This window comes from Blautia sp. 1001283B150304_161114_C9, assembly GCF_015668165.1.
GTDB classification, from domain to species: Bacteria; Bacillota; Clostridia; order Lachnospirales; family Lachnospiraceae; genus Blautia_A; species Blautia_A wexlerae.
In genome coordinates this window covers 67970-90310 of record NZ_JADPGO010000003.1, presented here as the reverse complement: position 1 = coordinate 90310, position 22341 = coordinate 67970, and the positions used below count along the sequence as shown (strand labels likewise).

Genomic DNA, 22341 nt, shown 5'->3' with positions numbered 1-22341 from the left:
ATCAGGCTTCCTTCTTTCCTTTATATTCAATCAGGCTTCTGACTACCAGAATGATAACCGCCATGATCACAAGCAGTGAAGATACGGCAAACGCCGGAACATACTGAAACTCATTAAACAAAATCTCTACATGAAGAGGAAGTGTATTGGTCTTTCCTCTTAAATGTCCGGAAAGTACAGATACCGCTCCAAACTCTCCCATTGCTCTTGCCGTACAGAGCACAACTCCATACAGTAATGCCCATTTGATATGAGGGAATGTGATCTTCCAGAAAATGGTCCATCCACCTGCTCCCATCAGGGCTGCCGCTTCCTCCTCATCGCTTCCTTCTGCTTCCAGAACCGGAATCAGTTCTCTGGAAATAAAAGGAAAGGTTACAAATACAGTTGCAATAATGATTCCCGGTACAGAGAATACAACTTTCATCCCTAACTTCATGAGAAAAAAGTAAACAGGACTCTGTCGTCCGAAAATCAGAAGAAAGATCAGACCTGCAATAACAGGGGAAATAGTAACCGGAAGATCGATCAGGGTAGTGAGAAGCTTTTTACCCCTGAACTGAAACTTCGTCAGTGCCCAGGCTGCAAAAACACCAAAAACAGTGTTAAAAACAACTGCAAAGAGTGTTGCCTTCACTGTAAGAAGAAGTGCTTTGATGGTGTACTCATCTGTCACTGCAGCTGCATAGACCTTCCATCCGCTCCGCAATGCTTCTGTGATCACAGTGATCAGAGGAAGAAGGAGCATGGCTGCCAGAAACAGAACGCTGATCCCGACAAGCAGCCATTTTGTAATTTTCTCCGAAGTCTTTTCATTGTTATCCATCAGGCATTTCCTCCTCTTAAAATTCTTGCATTTCTCTGCTGTATCATACTGTTAAGGAACAGAATAAAAAATGAAACTGCCAACATCACAAGTGCGATTGCCGTTGCACTGGAATAATCAAATTCCTGAAGCTCTGACATAATAACCAGCGGTGTGATTTCTGTGTAATAGGGTTTATTTCCTGCGATAAATACAACACTTCCATATTCACCCAGACATCTTCCGAACGCAAGTCCGGTTCCCGCAAAGATCGCGGGCTTCAGTTCCGGAAAAATGACTTTCCAGAAGATAGTTGTTTTCTTTGCTCCCAACACTCCTGCTGCCTCGCTGTAAGAATTATCCATCTTTTCCAGAACCGGCTGTACACTTCGCACAACGAACGGTATCCCTACAAATATCATAGCCACTGTAATACCTATTCTTGTGTATGCGATCCTGATACCGAATCCTGCAAAAAAGCTGCCGACAATTCCCGAATCTGAGGTCAGAGATGTCAGTGCAATACCTGCTACCGCTGTGGGAAGAGCAAAGGGAAGTTCGATCACCCCATCCATAAGTCTCTTGCCCGGAAAATCATATTTCACAAGCACCCACGCAAGAACAGTTCCCATAATTCCATTTATTACTGCTGCTGCAAAAGCACATACAAAACTGGTATAAAAGGATGCCAGCACTCTGGCCCTTGTGATGGTTTCGATAAAATCTTTAAAACTCAGCTTCGCTGTGTAGACCACCAGGCTTGCCAGGGGTATCAGAACTACCAGACTCAATATGGAAATGGTAATTCCCATGGAGAGCCCAAACCCTGGAATCACCGGTTTATTTCTTTTTTTCATAATCAATTACCACCTCTCCTGTCTCATATATTCTGTCTGTGCTTATGCTCTTGCTTCATCTTGTCTTCCTTTATCTCTCATAAATCTGATCGAAAATTCCGCCATCTGTGAAATGTTTCTCCTGCACTTTATCCCATCCGCCATAATCACTGATATTTGCCAGATTTATATTCAGATCAAACGTATCACTGTGCTTCTTCAGGATTTTCTCATTAGTGGGGCGGAAATAATTCTCTGCTGCGATCTCCTGTGCTTCGTCGGAATACAGATAATTCAAATACTCAGTTGCCACATCTCTTGTATCTCTGTAATCCACCACTTCATCTACCACCGCCACAGAAGGCTGTGCCAGAATGCTTACGCTTGGAGTAACAATCTCATACTCATCCGGATAATCCCGCATGGATAGATAAGCTTCATTTTCCCACGCAACCAGCACATCTCCTTGTCCGTTCTCCACGAAAGAGGTCGTTGCACCTCTTGCGCCTGAGTCAAGAACCACCACATTCCGGTAAAGTTTCTTGATAAATTCCTTCATCTGCGCTTCATCGCCACCATACTTTTTATCTGCGTAAGCCCACGCTGCCATGTAGTTCCATCTGGCACCGCCGGAGGTTTTCGGATTTGGTGTTACTACTCCCACTCCTTTTTTCGTCAGATCGTCCCAGTCTTTGATATCCCTGGGATTTCCTTTCTTCACCAGAAATACGATAGTGGATGTATAAGGAGAACTGTCATTGTCAAATTTATCTTTCCATCCTGCCTTGATCAGCCCTGCGTTTTCAATAGACTCAATATCATATTCAAGTGCCAGGGTTACCACATCTGCATCCAGACCATTGGCTACCTCCAGTGCCTGTTTCCCTGAACCGCCATGGGACTGTATCACTTCCACATCTTCCCCGGTCTTCTCCTTCCAGTGGTCTTCAAATATTTTATTATACTGTTCAAACATCTCTCTGGTAGGATCATAGGAAACATTGGTGACAGACACCGTTTTTCCAAAAGCCTGTACCGGCATCAGTGCCAGTACAACTGCAAGACCAAAGGCAAATAATTTTCTGATCATGTTTCATCTCCTTTAAGGTACCAGTAGTTTTTTGCATTCTCTACTTTTCATAGTTATTCGATATGTTTTATATGATATTACAAGAAATGACAGAATTTGTCAATAGTGTATTAAAATAAGTACAATTTACGTTGTGTAGATGTTACTGTTCACACATCACTATCCCGCGAGGTGTTTTGGCATGAATATGCCAAAATCCCGAGACATACAAGCCAAAATTCCATTGCCGCAGGCAATCTGGAATGAATTTTGGCTACGTTACTGAGAACGGAGTGAACAGTAACGTATAGATAAGAACACAAAAAAAGCAGCATCCTGAAATACAGAATGCTGCAGTCAAAATTACATATTTTTTATTCGGCAGAAGTTGCTGCCTTTTCTTTCTCCGAGAAAAGCTTTCCGAAAATAAATCTTACGAATGGTCCGGCATAAAAGATCTGCCAGAAGAATGCCATCGGAAAGTTCATTGCTGTTGTCTGGAGCCATGTGGGAATGATCTGACTTGCCGGTGCATGTTTGATCAGCACAGTTGCCGCAAAGCTCATACATGGACACATAAATGCAACGGATACTGCTGAGATTGCAAGTACAAGATGGAACGGATTATCTCTTCTCATATCCACAATACCAAATGCAATCTTCTTTGCAAGACCACCGATGATAAAGAAATCAAGAATAAATGCAATCGGTCCCATGAATGTTAATTCATGAAAAGCTAACAGAAATGTCTCATTTGTCATTGTCCCTGTATTCAGTACAATGTTGTAGCAGATCATGGCATAAACCATTACAAACACCATGATAATCGTAAAAATAACTTCCTGAAACTTGTTTTTAGGCATAAAAATCCTCCTTAGATAGTATGAATAACATCAATTAGAGATTTGTGTTGTTCATAACCATCCAGGAGGATGTACCGTTTCCAATAATACCAAATATCTGTTTCTTAAATTTACCGTTGGTTATTATACGGACTGTTTTAAAAAAAGTCAAGGATTTTTTCAGTACCTGCAGTGTGAATCAGGGAACAAAGTTTATCTCTACAAATACGGGATCCCCGGTATCTCCGGATAACTGCCCATTCCGATCAGAAGCTCCAGACCTGTCTGTCTGGCATTTAATACCGCTGTCTTAGCAGCACTGGCATCTCCGGAAACTGCCAGGATCACTTCATTGGAATGGCTGGTTCCCTTATTCGGCGTCATATATTTCGCAATGGAAAGAGGCGCTGATTTCATCGCGGTATCTGCCATCACAAGCCCTATTGCAGCCGGAGAACCCGCCATAAACCCAAAGGCTTCTCCAACCGGTACTCCGAATGCTTTATTCAGAGCCTGTCCTGCACTGGCTGAATAGGCAAATTCCAGATGTCCACTCTCGCTGATATAGAGTTCACCTGCATATTTATTCGTAAGTTCCAAAGCCATAGATATGGCATGGCGAACATCCGAGACATCAGTTCCCCCAAGAACAATATAGTTTCCATGACCACCCCATCCCTTGGTATCCCTCGGCAATTCTATGGAAAGAACCTCTGTGTTGGTTGCTTTCACCGCATCATCGATAGCAGTGATCTGCCCTGCTGCCCCTGTACGGGAACTGAATAATCCCAGACAATGATACTTCGTTCCTATGTTCATCTCCTTGAGCAAAGTATCATCAATTCCGGAAATCACAAGTCCTATCGTATCCAGCACTGCTTTACCTACAAATTCACTGCGCGTACAGTGTGTGCTGATATTTTTTATATCTATCATTTGTTACGCCCTCCTGTATATATTACCCCATAATACCAGATTTTATATGTTTAGCTTATCATGCCCTGACAGGATAGGCAACAGAAATATACTATGGTGATCAATGTGACGATAACACAAAAACGACAAAAATCCCCAACTCCCGCAGACCAATTCTGCGGGAGCCGGGGATTTTATGTAGGTATGAACATAATACACGAATACGCCAGTTATATAATCGATATTATACAATTAATTACTTCACGATCATACCAGTCTTCCTGTCACTAAAGATCGCTACCTCGATCAGGAAGATGATACCAAGGATCAGCTGCTGTAACTGTGTCGGCATCATCAGCATTACCAGACCACTGGAAAGTACTTTGTATGTCATAACACCAAGGATGATGTTATAGAATCTTACTTTAGCACCGCCGTTTACAGGCATTCCGCCAAGTACCAGGGCGATCATGATCTGTGTTTCCAGCTGGTTACCTGCTGTAGATGTAACGGAACCTACTTTGATAGCATTTACAAATGCTGCAAGTCCTGTGATACATCCTGCTGCCACGAATACAAGGATCTTTGTAGTCTCTACACGGATACCTGCGAATCTTGCTGCTGTTTCACCTGCACCGATTGCTTTCAGTCTGGAGCCCAGACCTGTGTAAGTAAATACAAGATATGCCACTACGAAGATGATCACTGTGAAAGTAAGCATAAATGGCAGTGTGTTGTATTTGGAAATATCACTTACTGCGTAAACAGGTGAGTTAGTTGTTGCATATGCACAAACTCCACGGAACAGATACATGGTACAGATTGTAACAATGAAGCTTGTGATTTTTCTCTTAACATTGAAGTAACCATTGATCAGACCGATGAGACCACCTGTTACCACACCACCGAGTGCTGCCAGAACCATATTGTAGTGGGAAAGGTAGCAGACTACGATGGAAGCAACACCAAGCATGGAGCCCTGGGAGAAATCCAGACCACCCATTGTCATTACCATGAACACGCCGATGGATGAGATCAGCAGCATGTATGACTGGCTCAGAAGCAGTGATATATTTTTCGGCTGAAACAGTCTGCCGTCTGTGAGGATTGCAAATAATACACAGATGATCACGAATCCTGCGATAGGAAGGATCGTACGCACAATGGGACGTTCCAGAAATGGTACTTGCTCAGTTGATTTTTTTGTTGTACTCATTTTTTTACCCCCTTAAATCATATTGTCAATCAGATCTGTGTCTTTCAGATCCGGAGAGCGAAGGAATTCACCATTGATCTTACCGTCCTTCATGATCAGGATACGGTCTGCCATACCCAGAAGCTCCATGATTTCCTCAGAGATCATAATAATGGATTTTCCTCTTTTTCTCATATCGTCCATCATGGCGTAGATATCAGCTTTAACTTTGACATCAATACCACGTGTAGGGGAGTCAAGGATGATCAGGTCGGAGTCCTTACCAACCCAGCGTGCAAGAACGACTTTCTGTTTGTTACCGCCGGAAAGAGCGGATACAAACTGGTCAACGCCTGTCATTTTTGTACTCATCTGTTTTGCAAATTTATTGGCAAATTCATTCATTGTCTTTGCGCGAAGGAATCCATGAGTCTTCAGATCCTCCAGGGATGGAAGACAAATGTTATCGCCAATTGTATCATTAATGACCAGAGACTCATTGTCACGGTCCTTGGAAGCATATGCAATACTGTGTTTGATGGCATCCGGAATGGAATTGATCGGTGTGCCGTCTCCCAGAGTTACAGTTCCCTGACGGAAATAGGAAGCTCCGAAGAGTGCCTTTCCAACCTCATGCATACCACATTCGGAAAGTCCTCCGATACCAAGGATCTCACCTTTGTGAAGATCAAGATTCAGATTTTCAATCTGTCCTTTAACTGTCACGTTCTTTGCAGAAAGAACAACTTCGTCAGATACTTTTTCACCGTAGTCTGTACGATAGTAGCTGTCACCGATCTCACGACCTACCATTAAGGCTTTCAGTCTGTCAGGTGTAGCTTCCTCTTTTGTAATAGAACCAATCTTCACACCATCTCGAAGTACGCTGATATTATCAGACTGCTCGATAACCTCCTCAAGGTCATGGGAAATAAAGATTACGCAGTTTCCTGTGTCACGAACCTTGTGCATTACCTTGAAAAGTTCTTCACGACCTTTCTGTCCAAGTGCTGTTGTTGTCTCGTCTACAACCAGAACCTTCGGATTAAAGTAGGTGGATTTTACAATCTCTACCAGCTTACGATCCTCAAAGTTGTAATCATCGATTACTTTAGTTGCATCAATATAGTTGAATCCATAGCTGTCCAGATATTCCTGGGCTTTCTTGTTCATTGCTGCGGTATTTTTGATACCACATTTAGTAAACTGATCCTCGTTTCCAAGGAAAATATTCTCTGCTACAGTCAGTCCGGAAAGTGTTCCGATCTCCTGTACGATAATGGCTACACCCTGATGGTTGGCTTCAACCTGGTTGGTTGCGGTGATCTCTTTTCCTTCAAGGATAAACTTGCCGGAATCCTTCTGATAAATACCTGTCAGGCAGGATGTTAATGTAGATTTACCGGAACCGTTTTCACCGATCAGTGCGTGGATCTCACCTTTATTAAAGGTAAAGGAAACGTTGTCCAGGGCGTGTGTGATGCCAAAATGTTTATCAATATTTTCTGCTCTTAATAATATTTCACCCATAATCGTTCTCCTTATTTTACTACAAGACCTTTAACCGGTTTGGTTGTCAGTGCAACGATAACCAGCAGAGCAACACCTGTTACTACGTTCTGGATCGTAGTCGGAGCTCCCAGTGCAACGAAACCGTTGAACATAAGCTGAATGATCATTTCACCGATTACAATAGCGATAACCGGATGGCCATATTTCTTAAATGCCAGTCCAAAGAATGTTCCCATCAGAGGAGTAAAGTTACGGCTCATAGAGGAAAGGTTGGAAGCTGATGTCATGGAAGTACCAAAACTGATCGTCAGGATTGCTTGAAGTCCGAAGAAAAATCCTGCAAGAGTAAATGCTACGATCTTATATTTCGGAACATTTACACCCATGTTCTTGGCTACAACTTCGTTACTTCCGATGGCGTAAGTATAAGTACCGATTTTTGTATATTTCAAAATGAATGCGCAAAGCAGATATGCGATCAGTGCCAGGATCAGGTTGACTGGATAATCACCAAATGCTCTGTAGTCTGCTGAAAGTATTACGTTCTTTCCGTTTGTGGCGTATACACTGAAGGCCTCATAGATCAGGGACAGCGCACATGTAACGATCAGGGAAGAGATATGTAATTTAATATAAACAATACCATTGATGAGACCAATGATCGTACCACAGATCAGCGGTGCAATGATAAGACCGGCATAACCGAATTTTTCACTTGCATTGCAGGCGATAATGGATGAAAGTACGATATTGGCACCAACGCTCATATCGAAAGGTCCCATTACGCAGATAAAGTAGAGGCCGCATCCGCCAACTGCATAAATTAATGCTGATTTCATATAAGTGGCCAGTTTCTCCGGGGAACCGAAAGTAGTCGGTGCAAGTACTTTAAATACTGCCCAGAAAACTACAAGCATAAGAACCAGAAGGCCGATTCCATAATACTGGCTTTGTTTGAGTTTTTTCATAACCATTCTCCTTATCCAATTCTTCGCCCGCCAAAAGCAGGAGGTCAGACGCTTCCTCAGGGTTTGGCCTTTTGCTTCGAGCGGGCACTGACAATTACCTCTTAAAAGTTTCTCCACTGCCCTTTGGAGAAAAGGCAGTGGAGCATAAGTTCATCATATTAGTTGCTGTGACGGGAAATAACATCCTCAATAGAAAGTGATGTAGCTGCTTTGTTCAGATCATCAAAGCTGTATCCTGCTAATTCCACAAGCTCTTCATCTGTGTATGGATCGTCATCTACAAAGTATTTCTTGTAGTTTTCATAGTCTTCGGAAGAAGATACATACAGGTATGGGAACTGGATTTCGTATCCGAAGGATCCTTCATCTTTTACATAGTTGCCTTTGATTGCGTTATATGTGATAAGGAATGCATATAACGGGTCGCAGAAGTGTCCGCCTGATTCAGCAAACATCCCGCCTGATTCAAGCTGCTCGCCAAGGTCATCAAGGAAGTCTGTAGAAACAACGTCGATCTTTCCTGTAAGTCCTTCGTTTGCCAGAGCACCGATGGAACCAACAAGCGGGTCACCGCCACCACCTGCAACAATCAGAGCGTCCATATCAGGGTTGGAATTGTAAAGGGAAAGAGCTGCTGCTGCACCTTCTTCGGAAGATGTGTTAGCATATACAGGCTCTGTGATTGTTGCCTGATCATCAGGATTAGCTTCGTTCCATTCGTCAACTGCCTGTTTGTAACCTGTCCATCTCTGCTGGAATGTAGCATCACCAACTGTCCATGCCTCAAGGCCGATGTTTCTGTCACCGTTCTCAAGAAGCAGGTTAACCAGTGTATATCCGTTTGTTACTTCGTCTTCATGAACTGCACCAAGATAATACTGTGAGTTGCATGCTGTCTGATATACTTCAGGGCTGTTCTCTTCGGAGATGATACGATAGAACTGTGTAAGGTAAACCTGATTTGCATCACATGTCTGGATGGCAGATGTCATTTCGGAGTCTGCAGAGTTACAGATTACGATACCGTTACATCCTGCTGCGCAAAGCTGCTCAACAGAAGCTGTAACCTGCTCGGATACATGTCCCTGGTCAACATACATTACATTAACACCAAGAGCATCAGCTGCTTTGTCAATGATTTTTTTACTCTGGCTTCCAAGTACGTCTGTGGAGCTCCAGATTGATACGCCGATTGTGATGTCGTCATCGGCTGCCTGTGCTGTAACTGCACCTGCCGGTAAAGAACCAACCATTGCTGCTGTTGCTGCGATAGCGACTGCTTTTCTCATTCTTTTTTTCATGTTGTAAAACCCTCCTTGAAAAATCTTAGTTTCTTGTTTTTTTGAACGGAAGTTTTTCCGGGCTTTCCGTTCCTCTGTGATTATATTAAACCATACTTTGCCTTTGGTCAGTTAGGACATATTTGGAAAATTTTGTTGCACATTTTTGACCAGTTTATATATAAAACTTGGACAAAATATAAACAAGTTGGGCAAAATGCCAGTAACTTGTATGTTTTCTCTATTGATTATAGCAATTCCATAAAATAATGCAATCAAGACAGTTCAGCAGAGTGCGAAGGACAAGGAAGATACCTGCAAGCGTGCTGACGCACGGCAAAGATATCTTCCCAAAAAGTCCTCTGTATCCATTCGATTCGATAAGAACCGCCATACAGAGGACTTCCGCTTTCGTTACTGTCCACTCAATTCTACCTGAGTTTCTTCCATATTATAATTGTACAAACTTATTCCGATACTCCCTCGGGCTGCATCCCATCTTCTTTCGGAACACCCTGCTGAAGTAGTTATAATCATCATATCCCACCAGAAACGAAATCGTCTCCAGCTTCTTGTCCTGATCTTTCATAAGCTCTGCCGCTTTCTCCATCCGGATTCTGGTAAGAAATGCAATGATCGTCTCACCGTATTTCTGACTGAAAGTCCTGGAGAGATAGCTTGCATCCATATGATACTGTTCTGCCAGAGCAGTGAGTGTAATATTCTCATGATAGGAACGCTCAATATATTTATGAATCTGCTCTACCTGCTGCATAATAGAACCTACATCAGAGTTTTTATCTTCTCCGCTCTCCCATAAGCTGTCCAGCAGGATTTTCAGGGAGGCGAGCAGAGACGGCGCATTGAGACATTTCATATAATAATCAATGTTATCCATGGCTTCCTCTGCCTGTGCGGTAAGCTCCGGACATTTCTCCTGAACATAACGGTAAAGGATTCCTGTAATCCTGCCCGCATACTGTTTCACATCCAGATAAGTCCAGTTTCCATCATCACACTGTCTGAAATTACAGGTCTTAAAGATCAGCTTCTCTGCCTCTGCCTTCTGTCCCGTTGTCAACAGATGGTACAACTCCGTCTCCATATGTACAGGTGCTGATTTCCCGACCATCTGCATTTCGCTGTTTCTCTGCTGCTCTCCGGTTTTCTCTTCCGAACAGGAAAGGATACTGTGTTCCCTGTTAAACGGACGGGTAATCAGTGTTGAGATCAGTTCTCTGTAAACTGTACCGATATCATCCAGTGAACTTGTCTGCTCATGGAGCACAACAGAAACAGGGCCGTATTCTTCCAGCGGAAACTCCTTCAGAATATTTTCCGCCAGTGCTCTGAATTCCTTTGCATCAGCAGTCTTTACAATAAGAAATTCACTCATCTTATTGCTGTTGTTAAAAATAATCGCATTCTCCTCCAGACCGGTCAGTTCTCTCAATCTGGACTTGATATTCCAGGACATCTGCAGATTATCATGTTCAAACTGCTCCGCAATCTCTGTAATATTGTAAAATTTAACCATCAGTGTGGCTACTTCCGAAAATGTATTCGTGCTGGATACATGAGTCTGGGATGCTGACTGCCCGTACAGTTTTCCGGAAAGCAGTGCCGAGTATTCACTGTCTTCCAGAAATGATGACAGCTTATGTTTCTGAAGCTTGCTGGTCTCATCCTGCTTTTTTGTATTCTCCCGCTCTTCCAGAAGTCCCAGTGCCTTGGTAAGCACCTTTACCATCTCTTCTTTTCCCACAGGCTTCAGAAGATAATCCAGACCGCCGGAAACAAATACACCCTTTACCTTATCAAAGTCATCATAGCCACTGATGGCGATGGTAATGATTTCAGGGTATTCATTCTGCAAACGCTGCAGCAATTCCAGACCGCTCAGAAATGGCATATTAATATCTGTGAGAATAATATCCGCTTTTTCTTCGGCAATCCTCTCCATAACCTCTTCCCCGTCACATGCAGGCTCCAGAAATTCCAGGGAATACTCCTCCCATGGTATCAGATTCCGGATATTTTCCCTGCTCCAGAATTCATCATCTGCAGCAAGAACCTTATATTTCATATTTTTCATTGTCTCTCTCCTTGCTCATTTTTGAACATTTTCGTAACTATTCAGTAGTCTACTATCCCGCGAGGTGTTTTGGCACGTAAGTACCAAAATCCCGAGACATACAAGCCAAAATGCCATCACCGCAGGTGATTTTTAATGCATTTTGGCTCGTAACTGTGAAGGTACTGAACAGTTACACATTTTCCATATCACCGGAATTCTCCGTAGAAACAGCCGGGACTGTGATCGTCACAGTTGTCCCCTCGCCTGCTGCACTTTCAATATGCAGTCCGTATTTCTCTCCGAAAAGCCTCTTCAGACGCGCATTGACATTCAGGATTCCAATGGAAATGCCGGATTCCACACGTTTCATATCATTCTGATCCAGCAGACGGTTCATAGATTCCGCATCCATTCCCGCACCATTATCCTGAATTGTGATCACCAGATTCTCATTCACATGTTCTGAACGTATCAGAAGCTTTTTGTCCTTACGGCGAACATTTCTGAGACCATGTGTAAGTGCATTCTCCACAACCGGCTGGATACAGATACGCGGCATCTGATCTGCCAGTGTATCACTGTCAATCTGATAATCGTAAGCTATCGTTGAGCCATTTCTCACGTCCATAACATAGAGATAATTTCTCACATGCGCCATCTCATTCTGCACAGTGGAAAGCTCGTCTGTCATATTCAGGCTGTAGCGGAAAATCGCAGACAGTGAATGGCACATGCCGCTTACCATCGGACAATTCTGAGCATTGGCAATCCCGCTCATAGTATCCAGTGTATTATAGAGAAAATGGGGATTAATCTGCGCCTGCAGCATTTTATACTCCGTCCGCTCTACCAGCATTTTATGCTGCAGTTCTTCCTGCGCCATGACCTGCATACGGTCAAGCATTTCATTAAATTCCGTACCCAGCGTAGTCAGCTCCTGGGACCATCCTACGGGCTGCACCCGAAGCTGGGTTTCTCCGTCCTTGATCCGCGTGATAGTGCTGCTCATCTCTTCTACAGGCTTTGTCATCCACTGAGACACAAACAATACGATCACCATAATTGCAAAGATCATGGCTCCCATTATAATAAGAAGTGTTCGGATCAGTGTCTTCTGCGTTGCAGTGAGAAGAGACTGTGAGACAAGCACAAATGCCTCCAGATTATAATTCTCCTGAGACACCTGGATCAGATAATTCCCATCATACTCCTGTTCCAGTTCACCGGATTTATAATGACTTTGTACAACCTTTGCAAGCTGTTTCTGGATTCTGCACTGACTCTCTGAAGCCTCCCCGGTCATTGCGATCACCCGGTCATTTAACGGCTGCAGCCACAGACATACCTGCTCTACATCTACATATTTAGCCATAATAGAAGTAAGTGCCGCACTGTTAATATCACAGACCAGATACCCCAGGGCATTCCTGTCTGCATCATAATTATGCAGTTTCAGCACAAATCGCACAATATCTTTCTTTGCAGCGGAATTGTGATATCCGGAAATCATCAGATCTGTACGTTTTCCATGCACATAATCATAAACCCGTTCTGAATTATCATCATACTCTGCCTTGTAAATATCTTTGGGATATGTAACTGAATTGTAGCGGTAGCTGCTGATCAGATGATCCTTTGTATCATAAAGATACATGGCAAGAAGCTGATCCTCCTTTGTAAAACGCTTCCTTGCAAAATACCAGCTTCTCCAGTAATAATCCTTCATGTCTGTATCTTTTTCCGCAGCTTCACGCATAGCTGCGATAAGATCCTGCTCACTGTAGATCGTAAGCATTTCCCCTCGTATTGTGTGGATAAAATTAGACAGATCTGTCTGCATTTTATTCAGAGAAATCTCATGATCTGAAATGCTCTCTGCCCGAATCTGTCTGCGCAGAGACTGATGAAACAGAAATGTCTGCAGAAGAAGTGCGAACACTACACTTGCAATGCACAGAACAAGCAGTGCCCTCCGCATTGTCCACCTTTTTTTCATTATTCCTTCCCCCTCATGTCAAGCGGATAAAAATCATCCGCTTTGTTATGCGGCTCTACATCGAATAACTGCTCCGCAGTTTATTCGGTTAAATACCTGATAATTCTGTAGCAATTCCTGTAAATTTCACATTCTGATAAACAGATACAAAATGCATTATCTACAAAAAATCACCATATATCCTTATCATAATTATACATTATCACAATTATAATACAGGAATTTTGCATTGAAAAGCAAAACAGGAAACTTCCATCAAAAAAGCAGCAGTAAAGTGTATGTCAATCCAATCCACCTTACTGCTGCCTGTTTTTCCTGATAACATCTAACTCAATATTTGTCAAACAGATATTCACAATCCGCTTCGCTGGCTGCTCATAATTTTATGTTCAGTAACACCCTTTGCGGCATATTTACTTTTCAATATGTACTGCACCTACTGCGCGGATATTCATTGGATATACGTTCTCTTTTCCGGCAAATTCAGAAATATAGGAAACATAGTTCTCTGTTTCTTCTTCCGGCACTACGCACATGATAACACCGGCAAATCCGCCTCCATGGATACGGCAGATACCTTTGCCCAGTTTCTCAAGGAAGAGATCTGTAAGAGCAAGCGCAACAGAAATCTTCTGCTCTGTATATGCTTTGATCGGATAGCAGTTCTGAAGTAATTCCCAGGAAGATTTTCCTGATTCACTGAGTAGCTTCAGTACAGTCTCACCGTCTTTCTCTTCAACTGCTTTTGCAGCTCTCTCTACACGTTCGTTCTCTTTGAAGAAATGAATCGCTCTTAAGATTGCTCTGTCATTATCGATCTTATCCATATTTGCAAGCACTTTGTCAAGAGTTGTCTCACAGAGAAGCTCTGCTCCTGCTGCCTTGGCTGCTTCTTTCATTTCCATAGGGATCTCAGAGTATTCTTCACTTAAATCAGCATGACCTTTTCCTGTATTAACGATTACAAGATGATGATCATAATCATGGAAAGAGAAGTTTACTTTCTCATATTTTGGATTCTCTCTGTCTGAGAAGTCCAGAAGGATCGGTCCGCCAACTGCACATGCAAGCTGATCCATTAATCCGGAAGCCTTCAGCCAGTAAACATTCTCAGCATACTGTCCTGCTTTTGCATAGTTGATGTATGTCATTGCACCATCATTAAAGAAATAATTAATGATGGAACATACCAGCATTTCGAAAGATGCAGAAGAGCTTACACCTGCTGCGCGGATTACATTTGTAGTCACATAAGCATCAAAACCAGCTACTTTAAAACCGAATTTCTGAATAGCTTCCACCATACCTGCTACCAGAGATACGGTTCCCTGAGCCTTCGGTACGCTGGCAAGATCATTGATGTCTACGACAACTTCCTTGTCATATCCTTCACTGGTGATACGGATAACACTGCTGTTGTTCGGGTAAGCTGCACCGATGGTATCCATATCAATGCTGCCTGCAATCACACGGCCGCCATTATGATCTGTATGGTTTCCGATGATCTCTGTTCTTCCCGGTGCTGTAAAAAATTCTGCTATATCATGATGGTAAATTTCTGCGAAATGATCAGCTACAGCCTGAAAACGTGCTGCTGATTTCTCTGCTTCGCCGTAAATACGTGTCAATTCATTTTTATTTGGAATATTCATTGTAAAAATCCTCCGTTCATTTTTCCGGTCTGACCGCTGATACATAGTTTTATGAGTACTATGTACTGACAATTTTCACGGTTTACAGTGGCAGTGCAGGTGTGAAAATCAGCGGCAGACGGGAATATGTGTATGAAAGTTTGGGAGCAGCCTTATCAGCTACACTCTTGAATTAAAGTATACCCTGCTGTGTCATAAAATTCCTTGATAATCTAAGGGGAAAATAGTAAAATCTTGCGTTTATATCTATATAAGTGTACAATATATTATATAAGTCATCAACAGCAATTTCGCATAACGGTCTTTCTCTGATGCAGCAGGTTGTCTGCAATATTTTCCGGAATTGCTATAAGATAGGATAATTAAAGATCATCATATATTCTCAATGGAGGACGCATATATAATGGCAGAGATCATAACCGACGGCTCACAGAAAGAACTGAAGAAACATGGCAGTGATGAATTTCCGCTGCTGGTAAGCTACGAGAAACTTTCCGGCTACAAATCCGGCTCCTTTCTCTGGCACTGGCATCCTGAGATAGAAATCACCCTTGTCCTGGATGGACAGATTCTCTATAAAGTAAACCAGTGTACTTACCACATGAAAGCAGGAGATATCCTTCTGGGAAATGCCAATGTACTCCACGCAGGCTTCATGGAAGATATGAAAGACGGCAAATATGTTTCCATCACTTTTCTGCCAAAGATTATCTATGGTTCCTACGGAAGTATCCTGCGCAGGAAATATGTGGAGCCATTTTTACACAATTTCTCCCTTCCTGCAGTCTACATTGACTATTCGCAGCCCTGGCATGAAGTTTTTTCTGAATATGTAAGAGAAATCATAACTCTGTATGAAGAGAAAAAAGAATTTTACGAACTGGATATCACCGGAACGCTGCAGAAGCTGTGGCGCTGTATGCTGCAGAATCTTCCAGAGAACCTCCCCTATACGGAACACAGCAAACTGGAACGCAACCGTATGCGTGAAATCATGGATTATCTGGAACACAATTACATGAACAAAATCCAGATGAAAGATATCGCAGAGGAAATCCACCTCTGCGAGAGCGAATGCAGCCGGTTATTCAAGAGATACATGAACGTATCCCTGTTTACATTTCTGCAGGAATACCGGGTGGAACGGAGCCTTGAATTTCTCCTCAGCTCCGATGACAGCATCATGGAAGTCGCCCAGAAATCCGGCTTCACAGACTCCAACTACTATGCCAAGGTATTCTCCAGAGTGAAGGGCTGCAGCCCGCAGAAGTACAGGAAACAAAACACCAAAAAAGAATAATACAACATACGAAAGGAATTAAATAAATTTCTTCCTGCCGTTCATCATCAGGCACGTTATGTGAAATTACTTGGGGAATAATCTATCAAAAAACTGCCTGATAAAAATTACCAAGATTATCCTTCCTGTCATATACACAGACAAATAAAAACTGCTATATCAAACATTTCCTGATATATGTTTCTTTGAATAACAAACCAAATATATCATTCTTGTTTCTATAGCAGTTTTTAGTCAGTCCCCGTCTTTATATTCTTTCGGTAACTCTCGAAATACTTTTTATTTTATTACTTTATACACAGCAGTTCCAAATGCAGGAAGTGTACATCTTCCTGTTGCTTCTGTTTTATCATAAAGTGCGATCATTGGTTTCTGAAGTGTATATTCAATCTTTTCAGCCTGGTAGTTTAATACAAAAATGTATTTCTCTCCATCCTTCTCACGCATAATCACTTCCGCTGTTTCCGGAGCTTCAATATATTCTTTAAATGGCTCTTTAATCTTCAGATAATCAAACAATGCTTCAGTATTTTCCTTATTGAAAGTTGCACCCAGATGGAGTACCTGTCCTTTGCCAACTGCATGGCAGGTAAGCGCAGAATTTCCTTCATAATAACTGTTTCCATAGACGGCCAGTGTTTTTGTGCCTTCCAGCGGTGTAATGATATCATTAAATACTGGCATTGGTATTTTCTTATCGCTAAACTCTGCAAATACCTCGTCTTCTGCAGGACTTGTAAATGTAAAATCACGTACATCTGTACCGGTAAGTTCTGCCAGCAGCCCCGGCTGTGGAAGCATCACACATTTACCATTCATATCTTTATAACCTGAACGGCATCCGATAACCAATGTTCCGCCCTGCTCAATATATTCTTTCAAAAGTTTCACGCGTTCTTCACTGATCAGAACCGGATGTGCATAAAACAGTACCGGATATTTCGTCAGATCTGTAAGTTCACTGTCCTCCTGCAGATATACAATGTCATATGGTGTATGTGTCAACTGAGCAGCTTTAAAGATTCCCTGTTCGCTTGCTCCTGCTACTCTGTTATGCCATACATCTACAGAAGTATCCCATTCATTATCATAATCCTTAACGATTGCAAATGCTGCTTTATATTCTGAATTGCATACACCGTCAATTGCTTTTAACTTCTTATAGAAATCCTGAACCTCTCTGTATTTACGATTCTCGCGATTATCATAATCCAAAATTCCATGCCAGTAGATTTCTGTACCAAATGTACAGGTTCTCCAGCGGAAGAAAGAAATATAATCAGCACCATGAGCTACACTCTGCATTGCCCAGAGAGTTAACTGTCCCGGACGCGGAGACGGTGCTTCCATTCTGGTTGTCCAGCCATTTCCACCGGACTGCTGTTCCATAATTCCAAAATGAGGGCAAATAGAACGTATCTCTGCGAGATTATGAGACCATTTACGATCATTCAGATCATCACTGTGCAGCGGATCACGATCCAGACCAAATGCAAAATCCGGATAAGAATCATAACAATAAACATCAAGAGACTCTTTCTCCATTTTATGATTGTCGAGATTCCAGAATTTACCATTTGTTGTGATATAGTCTCCCGGTTTTACATATTTTTTGATAATCTCTGCCTGCATTTTACAGAAATGACGGGCACTCTCTGAAATAAATCTGATATAATCCAGATGCTGATGAGGATTAATTCCCCGAGTTAAAACCGGGCGCAGAACATAAATCTGATCCCATGCTGTATAAGTCTGATTCCAGAAGGTAGTTCCCCATGCTTCATTTAATTTCTCCAGAGTTCCATACTGTTTTCTGAGAAATTCACGAAACGCAACAGAATCTGCCTCTGAATAAAACTCATCCACTTCACAGTTGATTTCATTATCAATCTGCCATCCCACGATTGCCGGATGTTTCGCATAATGAGCAGCTTCTCTCTCCACAACCCTTGCACAAAGTCTCTGATAAACCGGTGAGTTATAATTATAATGTCTTCTTCCTCCATGTCTGAGAAGCACACCATCTTTCCGTGCATTTAAGACTTCCGGATATTTCTCTGTCAGCCATGCAGGAGGAGTTGCTGTAGGTGTTCCGAAGATAACTTTCATCTGCTTTTCACTGCATAGGTCCAGAAATTCATCAAAGAAATCATAGGTAAAAACACCTTCCTCCGGCTCTACTTTGCTCCATGCAAACTCTGCAATACGGATCACAGAAATTCCGGTCTTCTTCATTCTGTCAAGATCATCTGCCCAGAGTTTCTTATCCCAGTGTTCCGGATAATAACAGGTTCCCATTGTCAGTTCGTTCCATTTGTAGTTCTGTTTTGCATTCATTGTCATGTCCTCCACTAAACATTTATGTTTCATTCAGAGTATGATTGCCAGGTACCTGCATTACAGGAATCCTGAAAGTCACCTCTGTTCCTTCTCCCGCTACACTTGTCACATGAAATTCACATGCTTCTCCATATAGCAAATTCAACCTTCGATATACATTACTCAATCCAATACTGCTTTTTTTGTTTTTATCACTATAATTCTGAATGACCTGTTTTAACTGCTCTTCATCCATGCCTTTTCCATTATCCGTCAGATTAAACTGAAGATATTTGTTATTACATAGCTGAATGTTGATCCACAGGATTCCTTTTTCAATCTGTTCTTCCAGACCATGTACAATACTGTTTTCTATAACCGGCTGAATGATAAAGCTTGGTATATAGAAATTCAGCACTTCATCAGGAATATTATGTCTGATCTCTATTTTGTCTCCAAACCTGTATTTCTGGATAAATAAATAGTTATCTACAACCTCCATTTCCTGTTTTACCGTATAATAGTCTTCCCTTTTGATACTTGCCCGGAGAAATTTTCCCAGAGCAACTGCCAGATCCGTTATTTCACTGTTTCCATTTGAAAAACCAAGCCAGCTTATCGTATCCAGGCAGTTATACAGAAAATGAGGGTTGATCTGCATTTTCAGAAATTCAATCTCAGCCTCTCTGTTTGCAATTTCCAGCGTATAATTCTTCTCTATCAGATTCTGTACCTTATCCGCCATCTGGTTATAAACCATACCAATCTGGCTGATCTCATCCTGACTTTCCACCTTGAATCGGGAATCAAAGTTTCCTTCCTGATATGCAGTCATACTATCTACCAGTTTCTTTGTCGGTTTTACCATAACTCTGGCAGCATATCTCATTATTATCAGAGAAACCAAAAGCACGATTCCAAACGTAATAAGTACACTCACCAGTGCAATTCCTATATTCTTCCACAACTGTCCCACATTGATAGTGGAAACCAGAAGCCATCCATTATTCACATACTGATATGTAAAATAGCTATTCTCTCCTGTACTGGGATCCTTGACAATTTTTACATTCTTAAAGTCTCTCGTTTCCAGTGGAAAAGAATTTCCACACATATTTTTCTCACTGGATACGATAATGTCCATATCATTATTCAAAAGGTAAAAACGATTTTTATACGTGCTGGGAACAGATTGAAGTTTTTCACTGAAATATGAATTTTTACACTCAATAATCATATATCCGATAGGTTTAAAATCATCAACACTTAGAATGGCACGATATAACCCAATCATTCCATTTTCTTCATCGTCTGCCCACAGTGTCCCTCCATTTTGGTCATAGATTTTTTCTTTTGTAATATCATCTGCTTTGATTCTTTTACCAGAGGTTCCTATTACAATTTCCACATTATCCAGAGAAAAAATCCTGGCCGAAACAATTCCCGAGACATTAAAAACACTTCCTCGGATTTCACTGGAAATCGCTGCTTTTTCAGTTTGAAAGGATGTATTTTCCGGATTCACCAGTGTCTGATAATTGATTTCTTTTAAGTTCTTTTGCACACTGTTATTGATCAGAATCGACACAGAGAGCTGATCAATCTGGCTGATTCTTTCTTCCAATCCTGTTTCTGCTGCTACAGTAACATCGTTCATATGTGATCTTGCCTGTGAGTTATAAACACTGGAAAAACGAATTCCGAAAACAACCAGCAGAACAACACATGAGACAAACATTAACAGCATATAGACTTTAAAAATCTTATTCATCAAACTTCCATTTGTTTTTAAAACACCAGTTTGTTTTAATTTATCGCGCCTTCTCATATCACTTTCCATTTCCTGATTTACTATTCAGTATTTCATAAAGTCCCGGGAAATTTTCACCATTTTCATTTCTATAATTTGACGGCGTACATCCAAATGTTTTCTTAAACAATTGTGAAAAATAATGCTGGTCATTAAATCCTGTTTTTTCACACACATCGCTTATCTTTTCACCTGTTTTAAGAAGACTCGCAGCACACATCAGACGAATCCCGTTTAGAATATCCACAAAAGTATAGCCTGTTTCTTTCTTAATCTTACGTGAAATATAACTCTCTGAAAAATGATACTTCTCAGCCAGATCTGCCAAAGAAATATTCTGCTCATAATTCTGCGCGATATCAGTCAGAATCGATTTGATTGCACCGGATGACTGTACAAAAAGACTGTTTACCTGCGATACCGCATCATGCTTTTCCCCAAATTCATCCTTCTGGCTTAATAACTTCTGTTCAAATCTTTTCTGTTCCAGACGGTGCATAACGTTATGCATTGTTTCCATCAGTTCATTTGGAGAAACCGGTTTAAGCAGATATTCATATACACCATATCGCATTGCCGATCTTGCATATTCGAATTCTGAAAATCCAGATAAAAGTACAACGGCCACATCCATAGACCGTTCTTTCACCATCTGCGCCAGTTCCAGTCCACTGAAACCGGGCATTCTGATATCAAAAATAACCAGATCTATCGATGTGCTCAACAAAAGTTCTTTCGCTTCTACTCCATTTGCAACCGAATACACATCTGTAATTCCTATTGATTTCCAGTCAAGACTCAGCAGTCCCCTGCGAATTACAGCCTCATCATCTGCAATCAACAAATTCATAACATTACCACCTTTTCCTGATTCAAAGAATCACTGCCCCATATAAGAAGCAGCGATTTCTTTTTCTGAATCATATCATCCTTTTACAGCACCTGCAACCATACCTTCCATAATTTGCTTATGTAATAAAATATAAACTACAATGCTAGGAATAATTGTAATAATAACTGCCGCGATCATACCTACATAGTCTGTAGAATACATCGCCTGGAAGTTGGTAAGTCCTACCGGCAGCGTCATTTTTGAACTGTCCGTGAGGAAAATTCTCGGCAACAGAAGATCATTCCACACATTGATAAACTGAACGACTGCAACTGTTACAACTGAAGATTTTGCTATTGGCAGGATAATCTTAAAGAAACACTGAAATACCGTACATCCGTCAATAATTGCTGCCTCTTCAAGTTCTGTCGGAATACTTCTCATAAATCCGCAGATAATGAAAATGGCCATCGGAAATCCTACAGCAATCTGCGGAATAATAACAGCAAGATGTGTATCCAGAAGCCCCATCCCCTTAAAAATAGAGAACAGAGGAATTACCAGAGCATAAATAGGAATCATCATTCCTAAAAGGAAAATACTATGTGTAAGGTTTGCAAGCTTCCAATGCATTCTGGCAATTGCATAAGATGCCATTGTTGCAAGGATTACAGTAACCAGAACCACAGAAACAGCAATAATAACTGAGTTTCCAAAGTATCTGAATACACCACCTTTTACAACTGCATTTACATAGTTTGTCATTGACCACTGTTCCGGTAATCCCCATGTATTCGTATACAATTCAGCATTCGTTTTAAATGATGCCAAAAACAGCCATACAAGAGGGTAGACACAAAGAATCGTAAACCCGATCAGCAATACATATTTAATAACGAGCCATATATTTTCTGAGGCACTTCTCTTCATTTT

General features: G+C 41.6%; 17 protein-coding genes. 1 reads left to right on the top strand and 16 read right to left on the bottom strand.

The genetic code is table 11. The features are described from left to right. Window position 1: 1 nt before the first annotated feature. The 12 genes from cysW to I4V44_RS02430 all read right to left on the bottom strand — a co-directional run bounded on the left by cysW (window position 2) and on the right by I4V44_RS02430 (window position 15147). The gene (gene cysW / locus I4V44_RS02485; RefSeq protein ID WP_196002271.1) at window positions 2-826 is read right to left on the bottom strand and encodes a sulfate ABC transporter permease subunit CysW; all 825 of its coding nucleotides are present in this window, start codon (window positions 824-826) and stop codon (window positions 2-4) included. Continuing rightward, on the bottom strand, window positions 826-1662 hold the full coding sequence (cysT, locus tag I4V44_RS02480) for a sulfate ABC transporter permease subunit CysT (protein WP_196002270.1): 837 nt from the start codon (window positions 1660-1662) through the stop codon (window positions 826-828). Before cysT ends, cysW begins: the two co-directional genes overlap by 1 nt. 70 nt (window positions 1663-1732) lie before the next feature. Next, on the bottom strand, window positions 1733-2731 hold the full coding sequence (locus I4V44_RS02475; RefSeq protein ID WP_173699738.1) for a sulfate ABC transporter substrate-binding protein: 999 nt from the start codon (window positions 2729-2731) through the stop codon (window positions 1733-1735). A 353-nt stretch (window positions 2732-3084) separates the two neighbouring features. Next, the gene (locus tag I4V44_RS02470; RefSeq protein ID WP_196002269.1) at window positions 3085-3573 is read right to left on the bottom strand and encodes a DUF2798 domain-containing protein; all 489 of its coding nucleotides are present in this window, start codon (window positions 3571-3573) and stop codon (window positions 3085-3087) included. Between the two features lie 198 nt (window positions 3574-3771). After that, the gene (gene pduB, locus I4V44_RS02465) at window positions 3772-4488 is read right to left on the bottom strand and encodes a microcompartment protein PduB (RefSeq protein WP_196002268.1); all 717 of its coding nucleotides are present in this window, start codon (window positions 4486-4488) and stop codon (window positions 3772-3774) included. 235 nt (window positions 4489-4723) lie between these two features. After that, window positions 4724-5683, bottom strand: a complete 960-nt coding sequence (locus I4V44_RS02460) for an ABC transporter permease (protein WP_055058631.1) — start codon at window positions 5681-5683, stop codon at window positions 4724-4726. Window positions 5684-5695: 12 nt separating this feature from the next. After that, window positions 5696-7192, bottom strand: a complete 1497-nt coding sequence (locus I4V44_RS02455) for a sugar ABC transporter ATP-binding protein (protein WP_196002267.1) — start codon at window positions 7190-7192, stop codon at window positions 5696-5698. A gap of 11 nt (window positions 7193-7203) precedes the next feature. Next, entirely contained in the window at window positions 7204-8142 is a 939-nt protein-coding gene (locus tag I4V44_RS02450) for an ABC transporter permease (protein WP_055059727.1), read from the bottom strand. 158 nt (window positions 8143-8300) lie between these two features. Continuing rightward, window positions 8301-9443 (bottom strand): sugar ABC transporter substrate-binding protein, encoded by a 1143-nt coding sequence (locus I4V44_RS02445; RefSeq protein ID WP_055058632.1) that lies wholly within the window; start codon window positions 9441-9443, stop codon window positions 8301-8303. A 430-nt stretch (window positions 9444-9873) separates the two neighbouring features. Then, window positions 9874-11517 carry an AraC family transcriptional regulator gene (locus tag I4V44_RS02440; protein WP_196002266.1) on the bottom strand — a complete coding sequence of 548 codons (1644 nt, stop codon included), beginning with the start codon at window positions 11515-11517 and terminating at the stop codon, window positions 9874-9876. A gap of 172 nt (window positions 11518-11689) precedes the next feature. After that, the gene (locus I4V44_RS02435) at window positions 11690-13495 is read right to left on the bottom strand and encodes a sensor histidine kinase (RefSeq protein ID WP_243280172.1); all 1806 of its coding nucleotides are present in this window, start codon (window positions 13493-13495) and stop codon (window positions 11690-11692) included. 413 nt (window positions 13496-13908) lie between these two features. Then, window positions 13909-15147, bottom strand: coding sequence for a galactokinase (locus I4V44_RS02430; RefSeq protein ID WP_025581048.1), 1239 nt, complete (start codon window positions 15145-15147; stop codon window positions 13909-13911). A gap of 403 nt (window positions 15148-15550) precedes the next feature. Here I4V44_RS02430 and I4V44_RS02425 point away from each other — a divergent pair, with 403 nt between their 5' ends. Further along, complete coding sequence (locus tag I4V44_RS02425; protein ID WP_196002265.1) at window positions 15551-16447, top strand: helix-turn-helix domain-containing protein; 897 nt, start codon at window positions 15551-15553, stop codon at window positions 16445-16447. A gap of 279 nt (window positions 16448-16726) precedes the next feature. Here I4V44_RS02425 and I4V44_RS02420 read toward each other — a convergent pair whose 3' ends face one another. The 4 genes from I4V44_RS02420 to I4V44_RS02405 all read right to left on the bottom strand — a co-directional run bounded on the left by I4V44_RS02420 (window position 16727) and on the right by I4V44_RS02405 (window position 22338). Continuing rightward, complete coding sequence (locus tag I4V44_RS02420) at window positions 16727-18784, bottom strand: beta-galactosidase (protein WP_243099403.1); 2058 nt, start codon at window positions 18782-18784, stop codon at window positions 16727-16729. Window positions 18785-18806: 22 nt separating this feature from the next. Then, window positions 18807-20537: a sensor histidine kinase gene (locus I4V44_RS02415; RefSeq protein ID WP_196002264.1), complete on the bottom strand. Its 1731-nt coding sequence runs from the start codon at window positions 20535-20537 to the stop codon at window positions 18807-18809. 58 nt (window positions 20538-20595) lie between these two features. Further along, window positions 20596-21426 carry a response regulator transcription factor gene (locus I4V44_RS02410; RefSeq protein ID WP_118408581.1) on the bottom strand — a complete coding sequence of 277 codons (831 nt, stop codon included), beginning with the start codon at window positions 21424-21426 and terminating at the stop codon, window positions 20596-20598. Between the two features lie 75 nt (window positions 21427-21501). Next, window positions 21502-22338 carry a carbohydrate ABC transporter permease gene (locus I4V44_RS02405; protein ID WP_118408579.1) on the bottom strand — a complete coding sequence of 279 codons (837 nt, stop codon included), beginning with the start codon at window positions 22336-22338 and terminating at the stop codon, window positions 21502-21504. Between the last annotated feature and the right edge of the window lie 3 nt (window positions 22339-22341).

Excerpts from the sequence above, each read along its gene's own strand:
- cysW (WP_196002271.1), bottom strand. The coding sequence starts at position 826 with ATGGATAACAATGAAAAGACTTCGGAGAAAATTACAAAATGGCTGCTT.
- cysT (WP_196002270.1), bottom strand. The coding sequence starts at position 1,662 with ATGAAAAAAAGAAATAAACCGGTGATTCCAGGGTTTGGGCTCTCCATG.
- I4V44_RS02475 (WP_173699738.1), bottom strand. The coding sequence starts at position 2,731 with ATGATCAGAAAATTATTTGCCTTTGGTCTTGCAGTTGTACTGGCACTG.
- I4V44_RS02470 (WP_196002269.1), bottom strand. The coding sequence starts at position 3,573 with ATGCCTAAAAACAAGTTTCAGGAAGTTATTTTTACGATTATCATGGTG.
- pduB (WP_196002268.1), bottom strand. The coding sequence starts at position 4,488 with ATGATAGATATAAAAAATATCAGCACACACTGTACGCGCAGTGAATTT.
- I4V44_RS02460 (WP_055058631.1), bottom strand. The coding sequence starts at position 5,683 with ATGAGTACAACAAAAAAATCAACTGAGCAAGTACCATTTCTGGAACGT.
- I4V44_RS02455 (WP_196002267.1), bottom strand. The coding sequence starts at position 7,192 with ATGGGTGAAATATTATTAAGAGCAGAAAATATTGATAAACATTTTGGC.
- I4V44_RS02450 (WP_055059727.1), bottom strand. The coding sequence starts at position 8,142 with ATGAAAAAACTCAAACAAAGCCAGTATTATGGAATCGGCCTTCTGGTT.
- I4V44_RS02445 (WP_055058632.1), bottom strand. The coding sequence starts at position 9,443 with ATGAAAAAAAGAATGAGAAAAGCAGTCGCTATCGCAGCAACAGCAGCA.
- I4V44_RS02440 (WP_196002266.1), bottom strand. The coding sequence starts at position 11,517 with ATGAAAAATATGAAATATAAGGTTCTTGCTGCAGATGATGAATTCTGG.
- I4V44_RS02435 (WP_243280172.1), bottom strand. The coding sequence starts at position 13,495 with ATGAAAAAAAGGTGGACAATGCGGAGGGCACTGCTTGTTCTGTGCATT.
- I4V44_RS02430 (WP_025581048.1), bottom strand. The coding sequence starts at position 15,147 with ATGAATATTCCAAATAAAAATGAATTGACACGTATTTACGGCGAAGCA.
- I4V44_RS02425 (WP_196002265.1), top strand. The coding sequence starts at position 15,551 with ATGGCAGAGATCATAACCGACGGCTCACAGAAAGAACTGAAGAAACAT.
- I4V44_RS02420 (WP_243099403.1), bottom strand. The coding sequence starts at position 18,784 with ATGAATGCAAAACAGAACTACAAATGGAACGAACTGACAATGGGAACC.
- I4V44_RS02415 (WP_196002264.1), bottom strand. The coding sequence starts at position 20,537 with ATGAATAAGATTTTTAAAGTCTATATGCTGTTAATGTTTGTCTCATGT.
- I4V44_RS02410 (WP_118408581.1), bottom strand. The coding sequence starts at position 21,426 with ATGAATTTGTTGATTGCAGATGATGAGGCTGTAATTCGCAGGGGACTG.
- I4V44_RS02405 (WP_118408579.1), bottom strand. The coding sequence starts at position 22,338 with ATGAAGAGAAGTGCCTCAGAAAATATATGGCTCGTTATTAAATATGTA.